23 protein-coding genes and 3 tRNA genes are annotated in these 21953 nt (G+C 42.0%); 8 read left to right on the top strand and 18 right to left on the bottom strand.

From position 1 onward, the window contains the following. Positions 1 to 19 precede the first annotated feature (19 nt). From HMPREF1151_RS07900 to HMPREF1151_RS07915, 4 genes are all read left to right on the top strand, one after another. Positions 20 to 95, top strand: a tRNA-Asn gene (locus HMPREF1151_RS07900). 5 nt (positions 96 to 100) lie between these two features. Next, a tRNA-Glu gene (locus HMPREF1151_RS07905) sits at positions 101 to 175 on the top strand. A gap of 3 nt (positions 176 to 178) precedes the next feature. Then, positions 179 to 254 (top strand) — tRNA-Val (locus HMPREF1151_RS07910). Positions 255 to 351: 97 nt separating this feature from the next. Next, on the top strand, positions 352 to 1203 hold the full coding sequence (locus tag HMPREF1151_RS07915; protein WP_009661692.1) for a hypothetical protein: 852 nt from the start codon (positions 352 to 354) through the stop codon (positions 1201 to 1203). Positions 1204 to 1328: 125 nt separating this feature from the next. Here HMPREF1151_RS07915 and atpC read toward each other — a convergent pair whose 3' ends face one another. From atpC to HMPREF1151_RS07995, 16 genes are all read right to left on the bottom strand, one after another. Next, positions 1329 to 1736, bottom strand: a complete 408-nt coding sequence (gene atpC, locus HMPREF1151_RS07920) for an ATP synthase F1 subunit epsilon (RefSeq protein ID WP_005377150.1) — start codon at positions 1734 to 1736, stop codon at positions 1329 to 1331. A 3-nt stretch (positions 1737 to 1739) separates the two neighbouring features. Next, complete coding sequence (gene atpD / locus HMPREF1151_RS07925) at positions 1740 to 3164, bottom strand: F0F1 ATP synthase subunit beta (protein ID WP_009661688.1); 1425 nt, start codon at positions 3162 to 3164, stop codon at positions 1740 to 1742. An 18-nt stretch (positions 3165 to 3182) separates the two neighbouring features. Then, positions 3183 to 4037, bottom strand: coding sequence for an ATP synthase F1 subunit gamma (gene atpG, locus HMPREF1151_RS07930; RefSeq protein ID WP_005383954.1), 855 nt, complete (start codon positions 4035 to 4037; stop codon positions 3183 to 3185). A 3-nt stretch (positions 4038 to 4040) separates the two neighbouring features. Then, complete coding sequence (gene atpA, locus HMPREF1151_RS07935) at positions 4041 to 5579, bottom strand: F0F1 ATP synthase subunit alpha (RefSeq protein WP_005377173.1); 1539 nt, start codon at positions 5577 to 5579, stop codon at positions 4041 to 4043. Positions 5580 to 5589: 10 nt separating this feature from the next. Then, the gene (gene atpH / locus HMPREF1151_RS07940; RefSeq protein WP_009661685.1) at positions 5590 to 6147 is read right to left on the bottom strand and encodes an ATP synthase F1 subunit delta; all 558 of its coding nucleotides are present in this window, start codon (positions 6145 to 6147) and stop codon (positions 5590 to 5592) included. A 4-nt stretch (positions 6148 to 6151) separates the two neighbouring features. Further along, positions 6152 to 6649 carry a F0F1 ATP synthase subunit B gene (gene atpF, locus HMPREF1151_RS07945; protein ID WP_005381595.1) on the bottom strand — a complete coding sequence of 166 codons (498 nt, stop codon included), beginning with the start codon at positions 6647 to 6649 and terminating at the stop codon, positions 6152 to 6154. 18 nt (positions 6650 to 6667) lie between these two features. Continuing rightward, positions 6668 to 6895 (bottom strand): F0F1 ATP synthase subunit C, encoded by a 228-nt coding sequence (atpE, locus tag HMPREF1151_RS07950; RefSeq protein WP_005377043.1) that lies wholly within the window; start codon positions 6893 to 6895, stop codon positions 6668 to 6670. Positions 6896 to 6914: 19 nt separating this feature from the next. After that, a complete protein-coding gene (gene atpB / locus HMPREF1151_RS07955; protein ID WP_005377061.1) occupies positions 6915 to 7589 on the bottom strand; it encodes a F0F1 ATP synthase subunit A in 675 nt (224 codons plus the stop codon). 228 nt (positions 7590 to 7817) lie between these two features. Next, a complete protein-coding gene (locus HMPREF1151_RS07960) occupies positions 7818 to 8180 on the bottom strand; it encodes a hypothetical protein (protein ID WP_005377033.1) in 363 nt (120 codons plus the stop codon). Between the two features lie 10 nt (positions 8181 to 8190). Continuing rightward, positions 8191 to 8385, bottom strand: a complete 195-nt coding sequence (locus HMPREF1151_RS07965; protein ID WP_009661687.1) for an AtpZ/AtpI family protein — start codon at positions 8383 to 8385, stop codon at positions 8191 to 8193. Between the two features lies 1 nt (position 8386). Beyond that, the gene (wecB, locus tag HMPREF1151_RS07970) at positions 8387 to 9529 is read right to left on the bottom strand and encodes a non-hydrolyzing UDP-N-acetylglucosamine 2-epimerase (RefSeq protein WP_005377046.1); all 1143 of its coding nucleotides are present in this window, start codon (positions 9527 to 9529) and stop codon (positions 8387 to 8389) included. A gap of 56 nt (positions 9530 to 9585) precedes the next feature. Next, complete coding sequence (locus HMPREF1151_RS07975) at positions 9586 to 10740, bottom strand: glycosyltransferase family 4 protein (RefSeq protein ID WP_009661695.1); 1155 nt, start codon at positions 10738 to 10740, stop codon at positions 9586 to 9588. A gap of 46 nt (positions 10741 to 10786) precedes the next feature. Next, a complete protein-coding gene (locus tag HMPREF1151_RS07980) occupies positions 10787 to 12145 on the bottom strand; it encodes a PFL family protein (RefSeq protein WP_009661679.1) in 1359 nt (452 codons plus the stop codon). Between the two features lie 10 nt (positions 12146 to 12155). Further along, the gene (locus HMPREF1151_RS07985) at positions 12156 to 12431 is read right to left on the bottom strand and encodes an ACT domain-containing protein (protein ID WP_005377141.1); all 276 of its coding nucleotides are present in this window, start codon (positions 12429 to 12431) and stop codon (positions 12156 to 12158) included. 121 nt (positions 12432 to 12552) lie between these two features. Then, complete coding sequence (locus HMPREF1151_RS07990; RefSeq protein ID WP_009661693.1) at positions 12553 to 14199, bottom strand: phosphoglucomutase; 1647 nt, start codon at positions 14197 to 14199, stop codon at positions 12553 to 12555. 15 nt (positions 14200 to 14214) lie between these two features. Beyond that, complete coding sequence (locus HMPREF1151_RS07995; protein WP_009661684.1) at positions 14215 to 15135, bottom strand: YitT family protein; 921 nt, start codon at positions 15133 to 15135, stop codon at positions 14215 to 14217. 195 nt (positions 15136 to 15330) lie between these two features. Here HMPREF1151_RS07995 and ispE point away from each other — a divergent pair, with 195 nt between their 5' ends. The 4 genes from ispE (at position 15331) to HMPREF1151_RS08015 (ending at position 19994) form a co-directional block, all read left to right on the top strand. Then, positions 15331 to 16227: a 4-(cytidine 5'-diphospho)-2-C-methyl-D-erythritol kinase gene (ispE, locus tag HMPREF1151_RS08000; RefSeq protein ID WP_009661698.1), complete on the top strand. Its 897-nt coding sequence runs from the start codon at positions 15331 to 15333 to the stop codon at positions 16225 to 16227. Continuing rightward, positions 16224 to 16922 carry a GntR family transcriptional regulator gene (locus HMPREF1151_RS08005; protein ID WP_009661680.1) on the top strand — a complete coding sequence of 233 codons (699 nt, stop codon included), beginning with the start codon at positions 16224 to 16226 and terminating at the stop codon, positions 16920 to 16922. The genes ispE and HMPREF1151_RS08005 overlap by 4 nt, the downstream gene beginning before the upstream one ends. Positions 16923 to 17077: 155 nt before the next feature. Next, positions 17078 to 18538 (top strand): sodium:alanine symporter family protein, encoded by a 1461-nt coding sequence (locus HMPREF1151_RS08010; RefSeq protein ID WP_005383979.1) that lies wholly within the window; start codon positions 17078 to 17080, stop codon positions 18536 to 18538. A 199-nt stretch (positions 18539 to 18737) separates the two neighbouring features. Further along, positions 18738 to 19994, top strand: a complete 1257-nt coding sequence (locus tag HMPREF1151_RS08015) for a Glu/Leu/Phe/Val dehydrogenase (protein ID WP_009661694.1) — start codon at positions 18738 to 18740, stop codon at positions 19992 to 19994. A gap of 83 nt (positions 19995 to 20077) precedes the next feature. Here the strand turns inward: HMPREF1151_RS08015 and HMPREF1151_RS08020 are convergent, their stop codons facing one another. Further along, the gene (locus tag HMPREF1151_RS08020) at positions 20078 to 20569 is read right to left on the bottom strand and encodes a QueT transporter family protein (protein ID WP_009661691.1); all 492 of its coding nucleotides are present in this window, start codon (positions 20567 to 20569) and stop codon (positions 20078 to 20080) included. A 627-nt stretch (positions 20570 to 21196) separates the two neighbouring features. Beyond that, positions 21197 to 21886, bottom strand: coding sequence for a 7-cyano-7-deazaguanine synthase QueC (gene queC, locus HMPREF1151_RS08025; RefSeq protein WP_009661678.1), 690 nt, complete (start codon positions 21884 to 21886; stop codon positions 21197 to 21199). Positions 21887 to 21953 lie beyond the last annotated feature (67 nt).

Consider the following 21953-nt stretch of genomic DNA (forward strand, 5'->3'; position numbering starts at 1 on the left):
ATAATAATCACTATATTATTCCTCGATAGCTCAGTTGGTAGAGCAATCGGCTGTTAACCGATCGGTCGTAGGTTCGAGTCCTACTCGGGGAGCCAATATTGGCCCGTTGGTCAAGCGGTTAAGACACCGCCCTTTCACGGCGGTATCCCGGGTTCGATTCCCGGACGGGTCACCACATGGACGATTAGCTCAGCTGGGAGAGCGCCTGCCTTACAAGCAGGATGTCGGCAGTTCGATCCTGTCATCGTCCACCACAGTAAGAAGCAAGCTGAGGCTTGCTTCTTTTTTATTGCAACTATGGTATACTGTAAGATATAGTTTTGATTATATTTATATCAAGGAGAGTCGAATATGAACTTTAGAGAAGCAACCATGCGTATCAGTTTTTGTCTCGCCTTAGCATTTGTTTCAACTTTCACAATCGCTAATGCAGCAAATGTAGATGCTCAAACTACAAAACCCCGTTCTATTCCTATTGCGCCAGTAAAGATCATCCCTGATCCTGGCACTATCAAAACGTCGCCGATTCAAATTACTTCGACCACGTCAAATACACCATCTACAGTGGGAAAGGCTAACTACGATGGCCATTTAGATAATTTCCCATCTCGCAAGGTAACACTTGTAGTGCCAACAACATTGCGCAATGAAAATACGGCTGCCTTTGGTAAATATTTATCCGATTCAGTGGCAAATGTCTTGCGCTATCCATACTACGATACAACCGTAGTAAGCACCAACACACCATTAGCACAAATCACAGCTGTTGATTTAGCCGAAGTGGCAGCATCACAACATTCCGAAATTGTCATTATGCCGGTGCCAATGCAAGACATATATGTACAATTACCAACGTCCTATCTCAGCCAATACTATCATGATGATAGCGACGACATTCACATTCAAGCTAAAGTATCTGCTATGATTTATTTCTACGATACGAATGAAGGTATCGTTCACACCATCCGTAGTGGTTTTAACCAAATCGATGATACCTTGACTATGCCAACACATAAATCCATATGGAATAAAGTCATAAAAGACTTACTTGAACAATTACCATATAAACGTGTTCCAACGGATCGAGATCGTTATCAAGCTCCTGGTATTAATGCAGAAATGCCAGTTGTTCCAGACTATGAATTTCAAGTGGAACAACCAAAAAATACAGCTTACTCTCTAAAAGGTGTTAGTGTATTATAATTCAAAACAATGCAACAGCAAAAGGGTGTCACCCACATGGGTGACACCCTTTTTGCGTATACAAGCAAATAAGGAGTACTCCAAGAGTACTCCTTATTTACCAAGGCTATATCAATGTATAACTACTATATGCGTTGTGTTACCTTTAAACGAAGTAATGCCCGTGCTAAGGCGAGTTCAGCACGCTCTACATCTATATCAGGTGTAGGGTTAGACAAACGTCCTTCAGCGCGTTCTTTTGCTCGTTTCGCGCGATCGATATCGATGGTTTCTGGACTTTCACAATTAGGTGTTACAATGCTCACCTTGTTGTGTTCAATTTCAACAAAGCCCCCGAAAACAGCAAATGTATGCTGTTGTCCATCAGGATTATCGACACGTAAAGGGGCTATATCTAGGGCAATAATCATAGGTGCATGATTAGGCAATACACCAAATTCGCCATCGATAGCATGCCCTACGAAAAAATCAGCCTTACCATCATATACAATCGCATCAGGTGTTATTATCGTTAGGGTCATAGGTTCCGCCATGGATTATTCCCCCTTCTCTTGCATTTCCTTTGCTTTTGCAACGGCTTCATCAATGGTACCAACCATATAGAATGCGCCTTCTGGTAAATCATCATGTTTACCATCAAGGATTTCTTTAAAGCCACGCAATGTTTCTTGTAATGGTACATATTTACCAGGAGAACCGGTAAATACTTCTGCTACGAAGAATGGTTGACTCAAGAAACGTTGAATTTTACGAGCTCGAGATACAGTTAACTTATCTTCATCAGATAATTCTTCCATACCTAGAATTGCGATGATATCTTGTAAGTCGCGATATTTTTGCAACACTTCTTGAACGCCACGAGCCACGTTATAATGTTCATCCCCAAGCACATGAGGGTCCAAAATACGGCTTGTAGAATCAAGTGGATCTACGGCAGGATAAATACCAAGTTCCGCGATGGACCGAGACAATACTGTTGTTGCATCCAAGTGAGCAAATGTAGCTGCTGGTGCAGGGTCAGTCAAGTCATCGGCAGGTACGTATACGGCTTGTACAGACGTAATGGAACCTTCTTTTGTAGATGTAATACGTTCTTGTAAGGCACCTACGTCATTTGCCAATGTAGGTTGATAACCTACAGCAGATGGCATACGACCTAAAAGGGCAGATACTTCGGAACCAGCTTGAATAAAACGGAAGATGTTATCGATAAACAAGAGCACGTCTTGTTTCTTCACATCACGGAAATATTCAGCCATTGTAAGACCTGTCAAACCAACGCGCATACGAGCCCCTGGTGGCTCATTCATTTGTCCATATACCAAGGCTGTTTTATTAATAACGCCGGATTCCTTCATTTCGTTCCAAAGGTCATTACCTTCACGAGTACGTTCACCTACACCAGAGAATACGGAATAGCCACCATGTTCTGTGGCAACATTGTGAATCAATTCCATAATCAATACTGTTTTCCCTACGCCGGCACCGCCGAACAAACCGATTTTACCACCTTTTACGTATGGTGCGATCAAGTCTACGACTTTGATACCCGTTTCAAGAATTTGTGTATCTGGTGAAAGGTCATCAAATTTAGGTGCTGGACGATGGATAGGCCACATTTCATCTGCTACTACAGGAGCTGGATCATGGTCTACGGTTTCACCCAACACATTAAAGATACGACCCAATACGCCTTCACCAACTGGTACGGAGATTGCAGCACCAGTGTCTTCTGCTTCCATACCACGGGTCATACCATCAGTAGAACTCATAGCAACGCAGCGAACCATATCGTCCCCTAAGTGTTGCATAACTTCTACTACAATTTTTTGTCTATCGTGCGCTTTATGGTCATGGTAGATGTGAATGGCGTTATAGATAGCTGGTAAATGACCAGCTTCAAAACGCACGTCTACAACTGGGCCGATGACCTGCACCACTTTCCCAATATTATTACTCATTAAGAGGTCTCTCCTTATCTATTGCAAGGCATTGGCACCGCCAACAATTTCAGAAATTTCATTCGTAATACTGGATTGACGTAATTTATTATATTCAAGCCCTAAGGAACTGATGAGATCCCCAGCATTATCAGTAGCAGATGTCATAGCTGTCATACGAGCACCTAATTCACTTGCCGCCGCTTGTAATAATCCATTATATACGGTAATTTCTAAATATTTTGGTAATAATGCATCCAGAACTGCTGCAGGGTCCGGCATAAATTCATACTCTTCGCCCTTTACTTCATCATCTGGTTGCTCTAACGGTAGAATGCACTCTGCCTGTGCAATTTGCGTCATAGAATTTACAAAGCGCGTATAAATCATGATAACTTCGTCAACTTCATGACGTTCATATAATGAAAGTGCATGATCCATAATATGTCGCGCATGTTCGTAACTCGGTTTATCGGAAAAACCACTGTACGATTGATCAATATGATAGTGACGAGATTTTAAACTATCCTTTGGTTTTCGCCCAGCTGTAATGAGGCAATATTCATCAGGTGTTTTTTGACCGATTTGTTCTATTGCCAATTTTAATACGTTAGACGAATAGGCGCCTGCAAGGCCCTTGTCAGCACCGATAACGATATAACAAGTCCGTTTTACAGGTCTACTTTCAAGTAGAGGACTTACATAATCTCGTAAATCACTAGTGGAGATATGACGCAAGATTTGCCCTATTTTTTCTGCGTATGGCCGCGTTGCATCAGCTTTTGCTTGAGCCCTACGAAGACGAGCAGAAGCTACCATCTTCATCGCTTTTGTTATTTGTTGCGTATTAGTAACACTCTTTATACGCTTTCGCAAATCTTGTGCACTAGCCATACATTACGCCTCCTTACGGGAAACTAATGTATGTGTAGCACCAAAGGCTTCTACACATTCTGGAATAGCTTGTTTTAACAAGTTTTCTGTTGCTTCATCAAGTTTATTTGTGCTTTCAATATTGCTGATAATTTCAGGATAATTTGCACGAATAAAACGCAATAATTCCGCTTCGAATGCCAACACATCAGCTACTTGAATGCTAGCTAAGTATCCCTTAGTACCAGCGTATAGGTTAATAACCATTTCGGCTACACTCATTGGCTCATATTGACCTTGTTTCAACATTTCAGTCAAACGTTCACCGCGGTCCAATTGTGCTTTTGTAGCTGCATCAAGATCAGAACCGAACTGAGCAAATGCTGCTAATTCACGATATTGTGCAAGGTCCAAACGCAATTGACCAGCTACTTGTTTCATCGCTTTAGTTTGCGCACTACCACCTACACGAGATACGGACAAACCTACGTCAACAGCAGGACGAATACCGGAGTAGAACATATCTGTACCCAAGAAAATTTGACCATCTGTAATGGAAATTACGTTTGTAGGAATGTAGGCTGATACGTCACCCGCTTGCGTTTCAATGATAGGCAAAGCTGTAATAGAACCGCCACCAAGTTCTGGTGAAAGTTTCGCAGCACGTTCCAATAGACGGCTGTGTAAGTAGAATACGTCCCCTGGATACGCTTCACGCCCTGGTGGACGGCGTAATAATAGAGACATAGCGCGGTATGCAGCCGCTTGTTTTGTTAAGTCATCATATACGCAGAGTACATGTTTTCCTTTGTACATGAAATATTCGCCCATTGCAACACCTGCATACGGAGCAATGTATTGTAATGGAGCCCCTGTAGAAGCACTAGCAGAAACGACGATTGTATAATCCAATGCGCCAGTTTCTTCTAACTTTTGTACTACACGAGCTACAGTAGATTCTTTTTGACCAATTGCTACATAGATACAGATAACATCTTTACCTTTTTGGTTGATGATTGTATCAAGAGCAATTGCTGTTTTACCTGTACCACGGTCACCAATGATAAGCTCACGTTGACCACGGCCAATTGGTACCATCGCATCGATAGCCTTCAAACCTGTTTGCAAAGGTTCGTTTACAGATTGACGATCCGCAATACCAGGTGCTGGATGTTCTACAGGACGACGTTCTGTCGCTTGAATAGCACCCTTGCCATCGATAGGTTGCCCCAACGGATTAACTACGCGACCAATAAGGGCATCCCCTACTGGTACGTCCATGATTTTGCCGGTACGGCGTACTTCATCGCCTTCTTTAATTAAGAAGTCGTCACCAAGTAGTACGGCACCAACATTGTCTAATTCTAAGTTCAAAACCAGGCCATATACGCCGTGTGGTAATTCTAACAATTCACCGGCCATGGCTCTTTCAAGACCATAAATATGGGCGATGCCATCCCCTACGTCGAGGACAGTACCCACGTCATCGACATTAAGGTCAACATCATAGTCCTGAATCTGCTGTTTGATTATAGCAGTGATTTCTTCAGGCTTCATTTTCATATATACCCATTCACCCCAATCTAATAGAGTCAGTTCGTACTAACGTTTTTTTCAATTCGTCTAAGCGACGTGCAATCGATCCATCAATGCGTTTATCACCGATTTGAATGATAATACCACCCATGATTCTAGGGTCTTGACGCACCAATACAATGACATCCTTGCCAGTCATCGCTTGTAATTTAGCTTGTACATCATCACGCAATGTATCAGTTAATGGTTCTGCTACAGTTACAATTGCTTCTAAAATACCTCGTGCTTCTCGAGATTTTTTTATGAAAGCTCTAATTGTATCTTGCAAATAACGATATCTGCCACGTTTAACCATGACATACATGAAATGAAGTACTGTCTTTTCTACAGCAGTGCCAAAGACCTTTCCAAGTAGAGAAATCTTTGCATCTGCTTCCACAATAGGATTATTAATAAACCCTACCAATTCTGGTTGTTCATTAAGAACAGAGGCCACATATAAAAGATTTTCTTCTGTAGTTACTAAATTACCTTGTTCTTGAGCTAGCTCTAACATAGCTGAACTGTATTTATCTGCTACAATTTCTGTGCTCATAATATCACAACCCTATCGTTTTACTATCAAGTTTCGCAATAGCGTCTTCAATTAATTTTGTATTAGTTTCGCTGTCCATATCTTTTGCCACAACCTTAGTCGCCATTGCAACAGATAAGGAAATAACTTCGTTACGCAAATTATTCATAGCACGATCACGTTCGTTTACGATATCTTGACGAGCTCGTTCTTTTTCACGTTCAATTTGTTCACGAGCTGCTGCCAATTGTTCACGCGTAGTCGCTTCTGCTTGTTGCACTGCCTTTTCAACGATTTGTTGAGCCTCTTGACGTGCATTCGCTATTTGCGCAGCATAATCAGCTTTGAATTGTTCCGCTTCATTACGAGCAGCTTGAGCATCTGCTAAGTCCTTAGCAATGCGTTCTTTACGCTCTTGCATCATAGAAACCAATGGTTTATATGCAAAACGGGCCAAAATCCAAACTAATATAAAAAAGTTTAGCATTTGAGCAAGAATTGTCCCTAGCGTTAAATCTACCAAGGTCGTTCCTCCTCGCTATTATCTGAACAATAAAATGAAAGCAACTACTACGCCGATGATAGGCATAGCTTCGATTAAGCCGATAGCTACGAACATTGTGGACATTAATTGACCGCGCAATTCAGGTTGACGTGTAATACCTTCAATAACTTTACTAGCTACCATGCCGTCACCAATACCTGCCGCGATAGCACCACAACCTACTGCGATTGCCGCAGCTAATGCGAATAAACCTTGAACTTCCATAATAAATCCTCCATTAAAATTAGTGTTCTTCACTTAATGCCATACCTAAATAGTTGGCTGTTAGAACTGTAAAAATAAAAGCTTGAATAATACCAATAAATAAACTAAAAGCAATCCAAACCCATGGTACAGGTACGAACCAAGGCAAATTATAAAGGATTTCCAATAAAATTTCGCCAGCTACAATATTACCAAATAGACGGAAAGCTAATGTGATAGGTTTTGCTATTTCTTCAAATATGTTTAGAACTAGCATAGCCTTATAAGGCTGTAAGAAATGATTAAAATAAGATAAGCCTTTTACTTTAATCCCCATTCCCCAAACTATAAAGCTACTGCACAATGCGAGTGCTGCTGTTGTATTAATATCCGCCGTAGGCGAAGTAACAGCATGTAGCGTTGGCAATAAACCAAGCTCATTACCAACAAAGATAAATAAGAAGAATGTGAATAACAATGAACTCACCATCGGCCAGTGTTTCCCAAGCGTTGGCGATAATTGACCTTCTAATGCTTCCAATATAGTTTCCACTACATTTTGAACACCCGAAGGCACTAATGCTCGATTTCGCGTAGCAAGCACGGAAATGATGATGACGATCGCCATCGTAATCCACGTAGCAATTAAGGTATCGATGTTAAACGATAAACCTAGCCACTGTACTACTTGATGGTGACCCGCATGCAGTTCCACAGACTCAACCCCTTTCTCACGTAGCAATATAAATTTTATATATATCCATATAATATATATCTATGTATTATCATACCTCTTTATAGGTATATAATCAACACTTCTGGAGTAAACAATTCGTGATTTACATATTAAAAATGCATTTTATGCATTTAAAATTCATAATAGGAATGTAATTAATCCTTATTTCATGCGATTTAGTCCTATCGCCCAATGCAATAAATTTTATTACTTACTTAATCGCCAAAACACGATATACAATACAGGCTGTATAAGTACAACTGAAATCAATAAACTTTCAGCTCGTACACCAGGTATTTGCAATCCTATAACTACGAAGGCGCCAATCAGAGCCAATCGCCACATCATTTGACGTCGCGCCTTAGCTACAGCCTGGTGTGGATTGCCATATGCTAGCCCTTTATTATGTAGACCTAACAGTACTAAATAAACCATCATAGTCAACATGCCCCATAACCAACCGAGCACGTACTGATTCCAGCCCACAATATATTGGACAAGTAGGCCTAAAAAGGTAACAAAAAAACAGGCCCATAGCACATGACGTATGAATTTAATATATTGATTCATAAATACCTCACTATTTAACCTGTTTATATAACATATAAAAGCCTGTTAGGGCACCGAATAATCCAAGAATAACCATGCATAATGGCATGGTATCCATCCATGTATCCAGTTTATATCCTATCCAGATAAATCCACCGATACAAAATAGAAGGGTCAGCCCTGCCGATGTAGCCATCGCCAGAGCTTTCACCATATCCTTGTCCATATTATTTACCAAATCGATTAGGACGATTAGCATCGCCTAAGAACTCGTGACGTAAAGCTTGCAAGATACGCTCAGATGCTTTGCCATCACCATAGGGGTTAACCGAATTCGACATCGTCTTATACGCTGCTGCATCATGTAATAGCTCATGAGCAGCTTTATATACCGCGTCTTTATCAGTACCTACAAGGCGTACTGTACCAGCATCAACAGCCTCTGGGCGTTCTGTAGTATCACGCAATACGAGAACTGGTTTACCGAGAGCGGGGGCCTCTTCTTGAATTCCGCCAGAATCTGTAAGAATTAAATAGGACTTAGCCATCAAGTTTGCAAATGGCTCATAATCAAGAGGATCGATAAGTGTAACACGGTCAACATCCCCTAGTTCCTCTCGAACTACTTGACGAACTTTAGGATTTTTATGTACTGGGAATACCACTTGAATATCATCAAAATCATTCAATAAATCACGAATGGCTTGATACACATGGCGCATAGGTTCACCAAGGTTTTCACGACGATGTGTGGTAACAAGAACTGTACGCTTATTTGGATCGAGTGCATTAATAGCCGCATCATCAAAGACATAATTATCTTTTACCGTTGTATCTAGTGCATCAATTACAGTATTACCAGTAACATAAAGGTGATCAGTATTAATATTTTCTCGTTTTAAATTCGCTTCAGAACTAGCGGTAGGTGCAAAATGATATGTTGCCAAGGAACCTGTTAATTTGCGGTTCATCTCTTCTGGAAATGGAGAGTAAATATCGCCTGTACGAAGGCCTGCCTCCACATGACCTACTGGGATTTCTTGGTAAAAGGATGCCAACGCACCTGCAAAGGTTGTTGTCGTATCACCATGAACGAGTACTACATCAGGTTTTGCTTCTTCTAAAACGGATTTTAATCCCATCAATGCACGATTTGTCACATCGTACAACGTTTGACCTTGGCTCATGATATTCAAATCATAATCAGGCGTAATGTCAAACAGGCGCAACACTTGGTCGAGCATATCTCTATGTTGTGCTGTTACAGTTACAATCGGCTCCATATCTGGTGCCGCTTCTAAGGCTTTTACTAGCGGAGCCATTTTGATTGCCTCTGGTCTTGTACCAAAGATAGTCATTACTTTCAACATTTACTCATCCTCCACAGAGTCTAATAAAAAAGGGGCGCATTGCGCCCCTACATTGGTTACTCTTTTTTAGAGTCATCATCTGCATGCTCTAATGCTTTTGCCAATTCTTTGCGATCAAACGAAATAGTTTCATCTAAATCGCTACGTTCAATTGTAGGGCGTGGTAAGGGATGTCCCGCCGCATCACTATGTGTAATAACACCTAAGCGACGAGCCACATAGATACTACATAGGAAAATGGCTAAGACTAGTACGCAACCAATCCAAGCATTAACCTCTGCAACGATAACCGAAACACCACCGAAGAGAGCGGTAACGGCATACATCATCAATACTGCTTGTTTTTGAGATAAGCCTTGTGCCAATAAACGATGGTGTACATGACCTTTATCTGGTTTAAAGATAGGTCGTCCACTAATCTTACGACGTACGATAGCAAACAATGTATCTAATATAGGTAAACCAAGAACGATAGCTGGAACAACTAAAGCAATGGTAGCTGCCGTTTTCACGGCCCCCATAACAGATATAGCTGCTAAGGTATAGCCGAGGAGCATCGAACCGGTATCTCCCATGAATATCTTAGCGGGATTAAAATTGTACCGCAAGAAACCTACCGTCGCACCTGCAAGAGCCAATGCGATACAAGCTAAATCAATTTGACCTAATTGTAATGTCATCGCACATACGGCAATACAAGCGATAAAGGAAATCCCTGCTGCCAAGCCATCAAGCCCATCGATTAGATTGACAATATTTGTAAATCCTACAATCCAGAATATGGTCAACGGAATGGCCCAATACTTTAAATAAACTACACCACCCCAAGGGAGGTTGATAAAGTCTACGCGAATATCATAGGCCACAAGAATGGCGGCAGCAATAATTTGCCCCATCAATTTCGTCTTCGGTTCAATTTGTCGGATATCGTCCCAAATACCAACAAGGACTAAAATTACAGTACCCAATACGAACCCGAATAATTTATGGTCATGAGGAATACTATTGTTAAATAACACAGATCCTATATAACCAAGAAAAATAGCCAATCCACCAAGACGGGGAATAGCACCATGATGCACTTTACGAGCATCAGGTTTATCAATGGCCCCTACGGCAACGGCAAACCGTTTTACCAAGGGGGTTAGTGCAAAGGTTATGACGAGAGCCAACACAAAGGCCCACACATAATCAGGCACATACTCACTCATAAGTACACCTCCAACAACTCGAATTCAACAGATTCGAGGTTTCAACTTAGTTTGTTAAGCTGCGAATAGGTGCTGGAATACGACCGCCACGAGCAATAAACTCAGCTGCGCTGTATGGACTTACTTCAATAATTGGAGCATAGCCAAGAAGGCCGCCAAATTCAACAACTTCACCAACGGTTTTACCAGGAACTGGGATAACGCGGACTGCTGTTGTTTTATTATTAATCATGCCGATAGCAGATTCGTCGGCGATGATAGCAGAAATTGTATCTGCTGATGTGTCGCCAGGAATAGCAATCATATCGAGACCTACGGAACATACACAAGTCATAGCTTCTAATTTATCAAGGGATAGACTACCGCAAGATACAGCATCAATCATGCCTGCATCTTCAGAAACCGGAATGAAAGCACCACTTAAACCGCCTACGTGAGAGGATGCCATAAGACCACCTTTTTTCACCGCATCGTTTAACAAGGCTAATGCTGCTGTAGTGCCATGGCAACCACAGGAAGATAAGCCCATTTCTTCAAGTACATGAGCTACGGAGTCACCTACTGCAGGCGTTGGTGCCAAGGACAAGTCGATGATACCAAATGGTTTACCAAGGCGACGAGATGCCTCTTGTGCTACCAATTGACCAACACGTGTAATTTTGAACGCCGTACGTTTAATAGTTTCGGCCACAACGTCAAATGGTTCACCACGCACTGCTTCAAGAGCATGTTTTACAACACCTGGGCCAGATACACCTACGGAAATAGCGCTATCACCTTCGGTTACACCGAAGAAAGCACCTGCCATAAATGGATTATCTTCTACAGGATTACAGAAAATAACGAGCTTAGCACAACCAAGTGCATCATTATCTTTAGTAAGGTCAGCCGTCTTTTTAACGATAATGCCCATATCACGAACTGCATCCATGTTGATACCTGTTTTAGTGGAACCAACACCAACAGAACTACAAACGATGTCTGTTGTGGCTAACGCTTCAGGAATAGAATCGATAAGAATACGGTCAGCTTTAGTCTCACCTTTCGTAACGAGTGCAGAAAAACCACCGATAAAATTAACACCCACAGTTTTGGCTGCGCGGTCAAGCGCTTCTGCAATTGGTACATAAGATGTTAAATCACTGCCACCAGCCACTAAGGAAATCGGTGTTACAGAAATACGTTTATTGATGATAGGCACACCAAATTCACGCTCAATGTCCTCACCGGTTTTAACCAAATGTTCAGCTTCTTTGGTAATACGGTCATAAATGCGATTGCAGAGTTCTTTACCAGAGCTAGATGCACATTCTAACAAGCTAATGCCCATTGTAATGGTACGCACATCGAGCTTGTTATCATGAATCATCTGATTCGTTTCAAGAATATTGTCAATAGATAACATGTGCGCCTCCTTATCCTACGCGGTGCATGCTAAGGAAAATATCAGCATGTTGCGCACGAATTTCTACGCCTAATGTATTACCTAGTTCGGATAAAGCATCTTGAATAGATGTTAAATCTTTTACGTCGTTAGTTTCGGTTTCACACATCATAATCATATTAAACAAACCATCTAGAATCGTTTGGTTAATAGATAAGATATTTACTTTATGGTCTGCCAAAATACTGCTGACACCAGCAATGATACCTACACGGTCGACACCAACTACGGTAACTACTAATTTCATACAATCACCTTTTCTGACTCACTACAAACTATGTAAATGAAAATTCATTCATTCTATAAACCATATTAATATATTATATCACATATATCATATTAAGAGCGTGAAAACTTTATGAGAATGCTCATTCGGTCTCTATTGTGCCATTTAATGCAGCATTGACAATTTCCTCACCTGCAGTGAGTAGTGCCACAAGACCTAAATCGCCTTTGTAACTTTCACCATAAATTTTGTATAAATCTTCTGTACCAGATGGTCTAGCTACGAACCACCCTTTATCAGTTTCTACGCGTACACCATCGATTGGCATATCATTATACAATGATGTGGTACGAATATTCGTGATGGGATCACCATCAACAGCAGTGGCAGTAATTAATTCAGCACTCATTTGTTTTAGGATTTGTTTTTGCTCTTTTTTGCATGGTGCATCAATACGGCCAAAACTTGGATTTCCAAACTCCTCAACAAATTCGTCAGCCATTTTTAGTGCAGATTTTCCCATAACAGCCATGATTTCCATACTTAACAAAGCCATAATCATACCATCTTTATCGGTAGTCCAAACAGTGCCATCCTTTTTCAAGAAGGAAGCGCCCGCACTTTCTTCACCACCTATGCCAATGGCTCCATCAAATAAAAGCTGTGAAAAATATTTAAAGCCCACAGGTACTTCAAACACAGGAATTTCAGCATCAGCAGCCCATTTATCAATCATCGTAGTGCATACAACAGTCTTACCAACACCCTTATTTTTCCATCCGCGCGTGGTAAATAAATAGCGAGCTGCTAATGTTAAAAATGTATTAGCCGATATAAGCCCACTGGACACGACAATGCCATAGCGATCATAATCAGGATCATTACCAACTGCTAAATCAAAATCCCCGATTCGATTAATAACCGAAGCCATCACATAAGTGGAAGAACAGTCCATACGAACTTTGCCATCATGGTCATAGGTCATAAAACTAAAGGTCGGATCATAATCATCATGAATGATAGTTAAATCAAGACCATATCGTTCCTTGATAGCATTCCAATAGCTGGCACCGCTACCACCTAATGTGTCCACCAATACCTTTGGACCGGCCGCTTTAATGGCCTCCATATTAATAACATCGCCTAATTCTTCCACATATAAGCCTTTATAGTCATATGGCACTTGTGCAGTAGGTTCAATATTATCTATACTAATGCGCTTAAAGTCCTCGCTTTCACAATAGGCAGTCAAATACTCGTTGGCACGCATCTCAATCCATTTTGTCACCACCGTATCAGCAGGACCACCGATAATCGTATTATATTTAATGCCCCCATTATCAGGCGGGTTGTGAGACGGTGTAATAATGATACCGTCCGCCTTATCGTCATGTTCTTCATTGTATCGAATAATAGCGCGTGATACAGAAGGTGTTGGGACGAAAGCCATATCACAATCTACCATAGCTGTAACGCCATTACCAGCTAATACCTCAAGCACGGTCACAAGTGCGGGCTGAGATAATGCATGCGTATCTTGGCCTACGAATATAGGACCAGTAGCACCAAATTGTTTACGACCATCACAAATGGCTTGTGTAATAGCAGCCACATGAAGGTCTGTAAATGTACCATCTACGGAGGTACCACGATGGCCAGATGTACCGAATGAAACCAATTGTGTAGGATTTGTCATATCTGGAACATTATCAAAGTACGCATCTACAATGGTCTGTACATCTATAATATCTTGTTCTTGAACAGGTTTTCCTGCTAATGCATGAGCCATGCTAGCCTCCTTATTCTAATCTTTGTGTTCTACATAATGAGCATTATCCTTACATTCTTTGACGAGATTTTCTATCGGCGTCGGCACAACAGGTGTAGTGAATCCTTTGCCGATAACCTCTTGTGCATCTGTGATGAGAATGAAAGCCTCATTATCCACTTCTTCTATAACTTCTTTTAATTTATTGACTTGCAGCAAATTAACCGCTACCATTACAATCTGTTTCGGCGTTCTAGTATAAGCACCGATACCATTGATAATCGTCGCACCACGGCCGACCTTACTAATGACCGCATCACAGACCTCATAGGTTCGATAGGTAATGATGAAAGCTACCTTTCGTTGATTAAAACCAATGACGACCTTATTAGTAATAATCGTATATACATACAACGATACGAGTGTAACCGCTACAGCCTCTAAGCCAACCACAAATACAGCAGCTGCTAAGATAGCAGCATTGATGACACTATTAATGGATCCCATTTGAAGTCCATAGTATTTTCGGACGATCAATGCTATCGGATCAAGTCCACCCGTATTACCGCCAACACGATATACCATACCGAGGCCTACCCCCGTTGTAAGACCAGCCATCATAGAACTCAATAATGGATCAGAAATGACCATATTGTATTGCAAGAAATCAAAGGCATCTACCATCCAGGACAACATGACGGTACCGTACAAGGTATTGACAACCACGCGCTTACCTAGCCAGTGCCAAGCCGCCCAAAATATAGGAATGTTTAAAATCACATTCCATGTACCAACGGAAAGTCCTGTGATGTAATAGAGTATAAGACCAATACCACTAATTCCAGTGCTCACCAATTTGTGCGGTAACACAAACGCATCAAGGCCAGCGCCAAAAATAGCACAGCCAATGGCAACGATTATACATTGGTATACATCATCTTTATATTTAGACCACATATAGGCCTCCCTAAATTGCCATTTCACTATAAATATTCTATAATTAATTAATTGAATATATAGCATTATCACTATATATTTACATACATATACAGTCTCATCATAAACTACTTAATGTTTATTTTCAATCATTTTTAATCTCATGTACGAATGGTATAGAAATTTGTACAAATCATATGTCGCATCGAGGATTTTATGTCAAAAAGTATCGAACAATTAGGTCATAGTAAAATCAATATCGGCCTTGCTATTACTGGTAAACGCGATGACGGATATCACAATATCGACAGTATATTCCAGTCTATTCGTTTGGCGGACTCCATCTACTTTGCCAAACATCACTCCGTTGTATTCTCCGGTGTAGCACCAGAGTTACCACAATACATTCAAGATCTCATCCCCTATGATGAACGCAATTTAGCATTAAAAGCATTGCGCGAAGTACAAAAGTATACAGGATGTAAGGCAGGCGCCGCTATTCACCTCATGAAACGCGTACCCGCAGCGGCAGGTCTTGGCGGTGGCAGCGCAGATGCAGCAGCGATGCTACTAGGCCTCAATAAGTTTTGGGATTTGCGCCTCACCATGGATGAGTTGATGACATTAGGTGCTAAACTCGGCTCCGATGTACCATTCTTATTAAAAGGTGGCACGGCTCGTGGTACAGGTCGCGGCGAAGAACTCGTCTATCACCCATCCCCTGAGCCTCATTGGCTATTATTGGTAAAACCTGAAATTTCTGTATCCACTGCAGTAGCCTACGGTCGTTATAACGGCCAGTCCAACGCCACATCAGATACAATTACTAATGTATTACACCATTTGGAACAAAATGATATGTATGGGGCTTTCACAAATAGCGCTAATACATTTGAAGAATTATTATTCCCTGATCACGACGAACTGATTACGTGTAAAGAGTTCTTTACGAGCCGCGACTATCCAACCATCATGACCGGTAGTGGCCCTACCATGGTTGTGTTGTTAGAAAAACCGGCTCAAGCATTGTCCTTACAAGAAGAAATCAAAAAAGCTGGTCATAACTGGCTTTCACTAATTACAAAAACCTGCACACAGGAGGAGGTACAATGACAAAACGATTGCAACCTATACGTCTAGATGCCTATAAACCATTAAGCGAAGTAGTGAGTGAAACATTACGCTCAGCCATTCAGGATGGCACCCTTAAACCGGGCGAGCGCCTCATGGAAATTCCTCTCGCCGAAGAACTCGGTGTGAGCAGAACCCCTATCCGCGAAGCTATTCGCAAACTCGAACTTGAGGGATTCGTCGTAATGGTCCCACGTCGCGGTACCTATGTGGCAAATATTTCGTTAAAGGATATTACCCAAGTATTCGAAATCCGTTCCGCCCTTGAAGAATTAGCCGCTGGCCTTGCAGCAGAGCGCATTACAAGCGATGAAATAGAAACGCTAGAGCGCATGCTCGTGGAAATCGGCGATCACATGGAAAACAAAGATATGGATAGTGTAGTAGCCGCAGACGTAGCATTTCACGAGGTCCTCTACAAGGCTTCCCGTAATGAACGCTTAGCAGACATCGTCCACAACTTGCGGGAACAAACATACCGATTCCGCAGCTTTTCCATGAACCAACCAGGTCGGTTACGCAAAACGTGGGAAGAGCATCGCCTCTTGGTCGAAGCCATCGCATCCCATAACGCGGTACAAGCTCGTAAACTAGCGCGTATCCACATGGAACATTCTGAACAAACCTTATTACAAGGCATGGAGGATGCCAAATCCTTTAGTACAGAAAATATATAACACATAATAATCACATAATTGGATACCTGTTACACGCATACATAGATATAAATTGCATTTATGTATGCGTGTTTGTTATATTCTATAGAAGAATATTTCATTTTTTGGTACAATAGATACAAATTTTATAGTGTTATTAAAGAAAGGTGAGTTTTATGGAAGCTCTACTCAATGATGCAGTCTCCACGGTCAATACCTACCTGTGGAACTACTTGATCATCTTTATTCTCATCGGTGCTGGTCTCTTCTTTACGATGACCACTGGTGCCGTCCAAATCCGCATGTTTAAGGAAATGGTTCGCCTTGTCGCTTCTGGCGCTGGTTCTAAAACAGAAAAGAACCATGTATCCTCATTCCAAGCATTCTGCGTTAGTACCGCATCTCGCGTAGGTGTTGGTAACATCGCTGGTATCGCTATCGCCGTTGTACTCGGTGGTCCTGGTGCCGTGTTCTGGATGTGGGTTATCGCCCTTATCGGTGCTGCTACTGGCTTTATTGAAAGTACACTCGCTCAAATTTACAAGGAACCTGTTGCCAAAGGCGGTTTCTACGGTGGTCCAGCCTACTATATCCGCTATGGTCTTAACAACAAATTTCTAGCGGTTTTATTCGCTATTTTAATCAGCATTACCTATGGTTGGATTTACAACTCTGTACAAGCCAACACATTGGCTGCATCCCTTCAAATTTTCAACTTTGATGTAGCCTATACCGGTGTTGTTGTAGCCGTACTTGTCGGTCTTATCATCTTTGGTGGTATCAGCCGCGTTGCCAAAGCATCTGAAATCATCGTTCCAATCATGGCTGTTCTTTACATTGCGACTGCCTTATTCGTAGTCATCTCCAATATCAGCCAATTCCCTCATGTAATCTATACAATCGTTACATCTGCATTTGAACCATCTGCAGCCGGTGGCGGTCTATTAGGTGCTACTGTAATGAATGGTATTAAACGTGGTCTATTCTCCAACGAAGCAGGTGAAGGTTCTGTACCAAACGCAGCTGCAACAGCCGCTGTTAATCACCCTGTAGAACAAGGCCTTGTTCAAGCATTCGGTGTATTCCTTGATACATTCATTATCTGTACAGCATCCGCGTTTATCGTTCTCATGGTTGGCGACTATAGCACAACAGGGCTTACTGGTGTAGCACTTGTGCAACATAACCTAGCTCAAGAACTCGGTTCCTGGGCACCTACTGCTGTTGCTGTATTCATCGTAATGTTCTCCTTTAGTTCCCTTATCGGTAACTACTACTATGGTGAAATCAACATCAGCCACTTAACAGACAAAAAATATTGTCTCCATTTATTCCGTATCGGCGTAGTCCTAATGACATTCATCGGCTCTATCGCATCTCTTGATCTCGTATGGAACTTAGCCGACTTATTCATGGCGTTCTTAGTGTTAACAAACATTAGCTCCATCGTTCGTATGGGACGTACCGCAGGTCTTGCGCTTGATGATTACATCAAACAACGTAAAGCCGGTATCGATACACCTGTATTTAACCGTTCCGTTCTTAATCATACATTCGGTGTTGTATGGTGGGGCGAAGGTCAAACTACAGATTCCTCTGTACCTGCTACACCTGTAGAAGATACAATCGAAAAATAATATATACCGATTCTTAGGGTCTTTATTCTTTGGAATAAGGACCCTATTTTTTGTGAAAGCTCTAACTATTTACAATCATATCCAACTATAGAATATAGTTAACATTGTATGTAGGGTATTCATTCGTCCATGTCGAATACAATAAATAGCAAGACATTTAAACGATCCATTGATTCTGAATTATCAGGAGGACTTTTATATGCAAAACTATAATCCCTATGAAAACATGTTAAACACACTTGATGTAGCGGCCGAAAAGCTTGGCTACACAAGAAATGATTATGAAGTACTACGCCATCCAGAGCGCGAACTAAAGGTATCCGTTCCACTCCAACTAGATAATGGCGAAGTCCGCGTATATGAAGGCTATCGTTGCCAACACTCCACATTGCGTGGCAGTGCCAAGGGCGGTCTTCGTTTTCATCCAGATTCTGATGAAAACGAAGTTCGTGCATTAGCAGCTTGGATGACTATAAAAAATGCTATCGCTAATATCCCTTATGGTGGTGGTAAAGGGGGCATCAAGGTTGATCCTAAAACATTGAACCCTCGCGAATTAGAACGGTTAACGCGTAACTTTGTACGTCGCATTGCGCCTATCATCGGCGTTAATACGGACGTTCCTGCGCCAGATGTAAATACGAATGCCCAAATTATGAGCTGGATTGTTGACGAATATAGCACATTAAAAGGCGAATGGAGCCCAGGTATCGTTACGGGCAAACCTATCGAAGTGGGCGGATCCCTAGGTCGTAATGAAGCCACGGGTCGTGGTTGTCTTATCGCATTGCAATGCTATTTAGCTAAAAAAGGCTTAGACATCAAAAACATGACCGTTGCTGTGCAAGGCTTTGGCAATGTCGGTTCCGTAGGTGCTCGTCTTATCGCAGAAGCAGGTGCTAAGGTTGTAGCTATCGGCGACGTAGCTGTTAATCTATACAATCCAAATGGCCTCGATGTTGAAAAAGCTTATGAATACGCTAACTCTCATGGTCGTTCCTTGGTTGGTTACTCCGAACCAGGTATGACTACCATTACCGGCCAAGAATTGTTAGCCCAAGATGTAGATATCCTCTATCTGGCAGCCCTTGAAAATCAGCTTAACAAGGACAACATGGAAAATGTACGTGCTAAGATTATCTTAGAAGGTGCTAATGGTCCAACTACAAATGATGCGGATACATACTTTTTTGAAAAAGGCATCGATATTATTCCTGACGTACTTGCTAATGGTGGCGGTGTAGTTGTATCCTACTATGAATGGGTGCAAAACAAAGCTGGCTTCTACTGGTCCCTCGAAGAGGTAAATGAACGCCTCACTAGAAATATGCAAAACAGCTTTGAAGCAGTATGGCAAATGCAACAAAAATACAATGTAGCCCCTCGCCTAGCTGCATACATGGTAGCCCTCGAACGACTTGTCATCGAAACAACACTTCGCGGCTACAATTGCTAAGGTTATTCTCCAACAATTTCATATAGTAAAAGGACTGGCTTTCCATTGTGAAAGTCAGTCCTTTTATGTTATATGTTATGTAGTTATTTAATGGCGTTCATCAAAGCGGCTACTGTACGGCGAGATGCGAGAGCTTTCACCAATGTAGCACCTACGATGCCTGGGATTGTTTGACCAATCAATAAATTGATCACCAATGCCCAGTACGGAACACCTACGAGAGGGCTAAGCCACAATGGTACGCATAATGCAGGTACTAAGATGATTGGCAGCATCGCCCACCACGCGCTAAGTCCAGCACGGCGCATCAATACGATGATACCAGTCGTCAAAATACCAACACCAAAGCCCCCTACCATATCAAGGATGCCAAGGCCACCGAACAAGAAATTAGAAATGAGGTTACCTATGCCCATAGGAACGATTAAGAACGGAAAGGCATAAGCAAGTGCATATAAAGATGTAGCTATACGAATTTGGTACGCACCGAAGGAAATTCCTTGGGTTAGATAAATAAGAACAATATACAATGCTACTACCATAGCAGAAATCGTTAATTTTCGTGTAGAAATCATGCACTCACCTCCTTTTCAATAAAAAAGAGCATGGCAAAACTACCATGCTCGAATGTGCTTATGTTTTCCGTAGTTTTGTTTAGAGACAGGATGGTTTCAAACTGTCTTATGTAGTTGTTCGCCGTTTGGCTCACTATTTATAATAACATAAATCATTTATTACGGCTAGGTATTATTGCGGTGATAGAATTGATTGCTTTCGCACCCACTCCAGCTAGCTTAACGGTCTTCGGCCGAGGGCCTCGACCTACTAAAGTCGCTCTGCGAAAGCAATCAATTCTATTGCATAACGGTTTATGCTCAATTGCATTCTTTACATTATGCTAACATTGGTCCACCAAACGGCGAACGACTAATTTGACGGGGTTTCGGGTAAGGACCTCGACCTACTAAAGTCGCTCTGCGAAAGCAATCAATTCTATTGCATAACGGTATATGCTCAATGCATTCTTTACGCTAACCTAACATCCGCCCGCCAAACGGCGCTCAACTAATAAACGGGTTTTCTGCATAGGGCCTTGACCTACTAAAGCGCTCTGTAGAAGTAGTCAATTCTTTAGCATAACGGTATATGCTCAATTGCATTCTTTACGTTATGCTAACATTAGTCCGCCAAACGGCACTCAACTAATTTGCAGGGTCTTCTACACCGTTTGCGCGGAAGGCTTCTTGGCGGTCGATGCAGGTGCCGCAATGGCCGCATGGGTGGTCTCCGCCTTCGTAGCAGGACCAGGTGAGTTGGTATGGCACGCCTAGACGAAGGCCTTCGCGGACTACGTCGGCTTTGTTGCAATTGATGAATGGTGCTTCGAGGGAACATTCTTTACCGGAGCCTTCAAAGATGGCATCGCCCATGGATGTGTAGAAGGTTTCGGTGCAGTCTGGGTATGCATTGCCAGCTGCATCATCGGCATGGGCGCCATAATAGATATAGCCACAATCGAGGGATAACGCTAAGGATGCCGCAGCGGATAGGAACAGGCCATTTCTAAATGGTACATATGTGCTAACGGGTCCTTCCCCATGTTCATCTTGTTGTTCCTTGTAGGAACCAGTAGGGACGTCCTCTGTGGACTGCTTCAATAGGGATGAATTACTGAATGCAAACAGTTTTGTTACATCCATCGTTTTGCCTTCTATGCCGTAGTATGATAATACGTTGGCTGCAGCCTCTAATTCCTTGCTATGTTTTTGGCCGTATTGTATGGATAAGGGCACCACATTCTCTTTGCCAAATCGCTCAATGGCGAGCGCCAAACATGTTGTGCTATCTACGCCGCCGCTAAATAATACAACGGCTTTTTGCTTTTGTGCCATCGTTCCTCCTTATGAAAGCCTCATCCGTAGATGAGGCTTTATACGTTAATATCGATATATGAAACCA

The sequence above is a fragment of the Veillonella sp. ACP1 genome (assembly GCF_000286635.1).
In the GTDB taxonomy this organism is placed as follows: Bacteria; Bacillota; Negativicutes; order Veillonellales; family Veillonellaceae; genus Veillonella; species Veillonella atypica.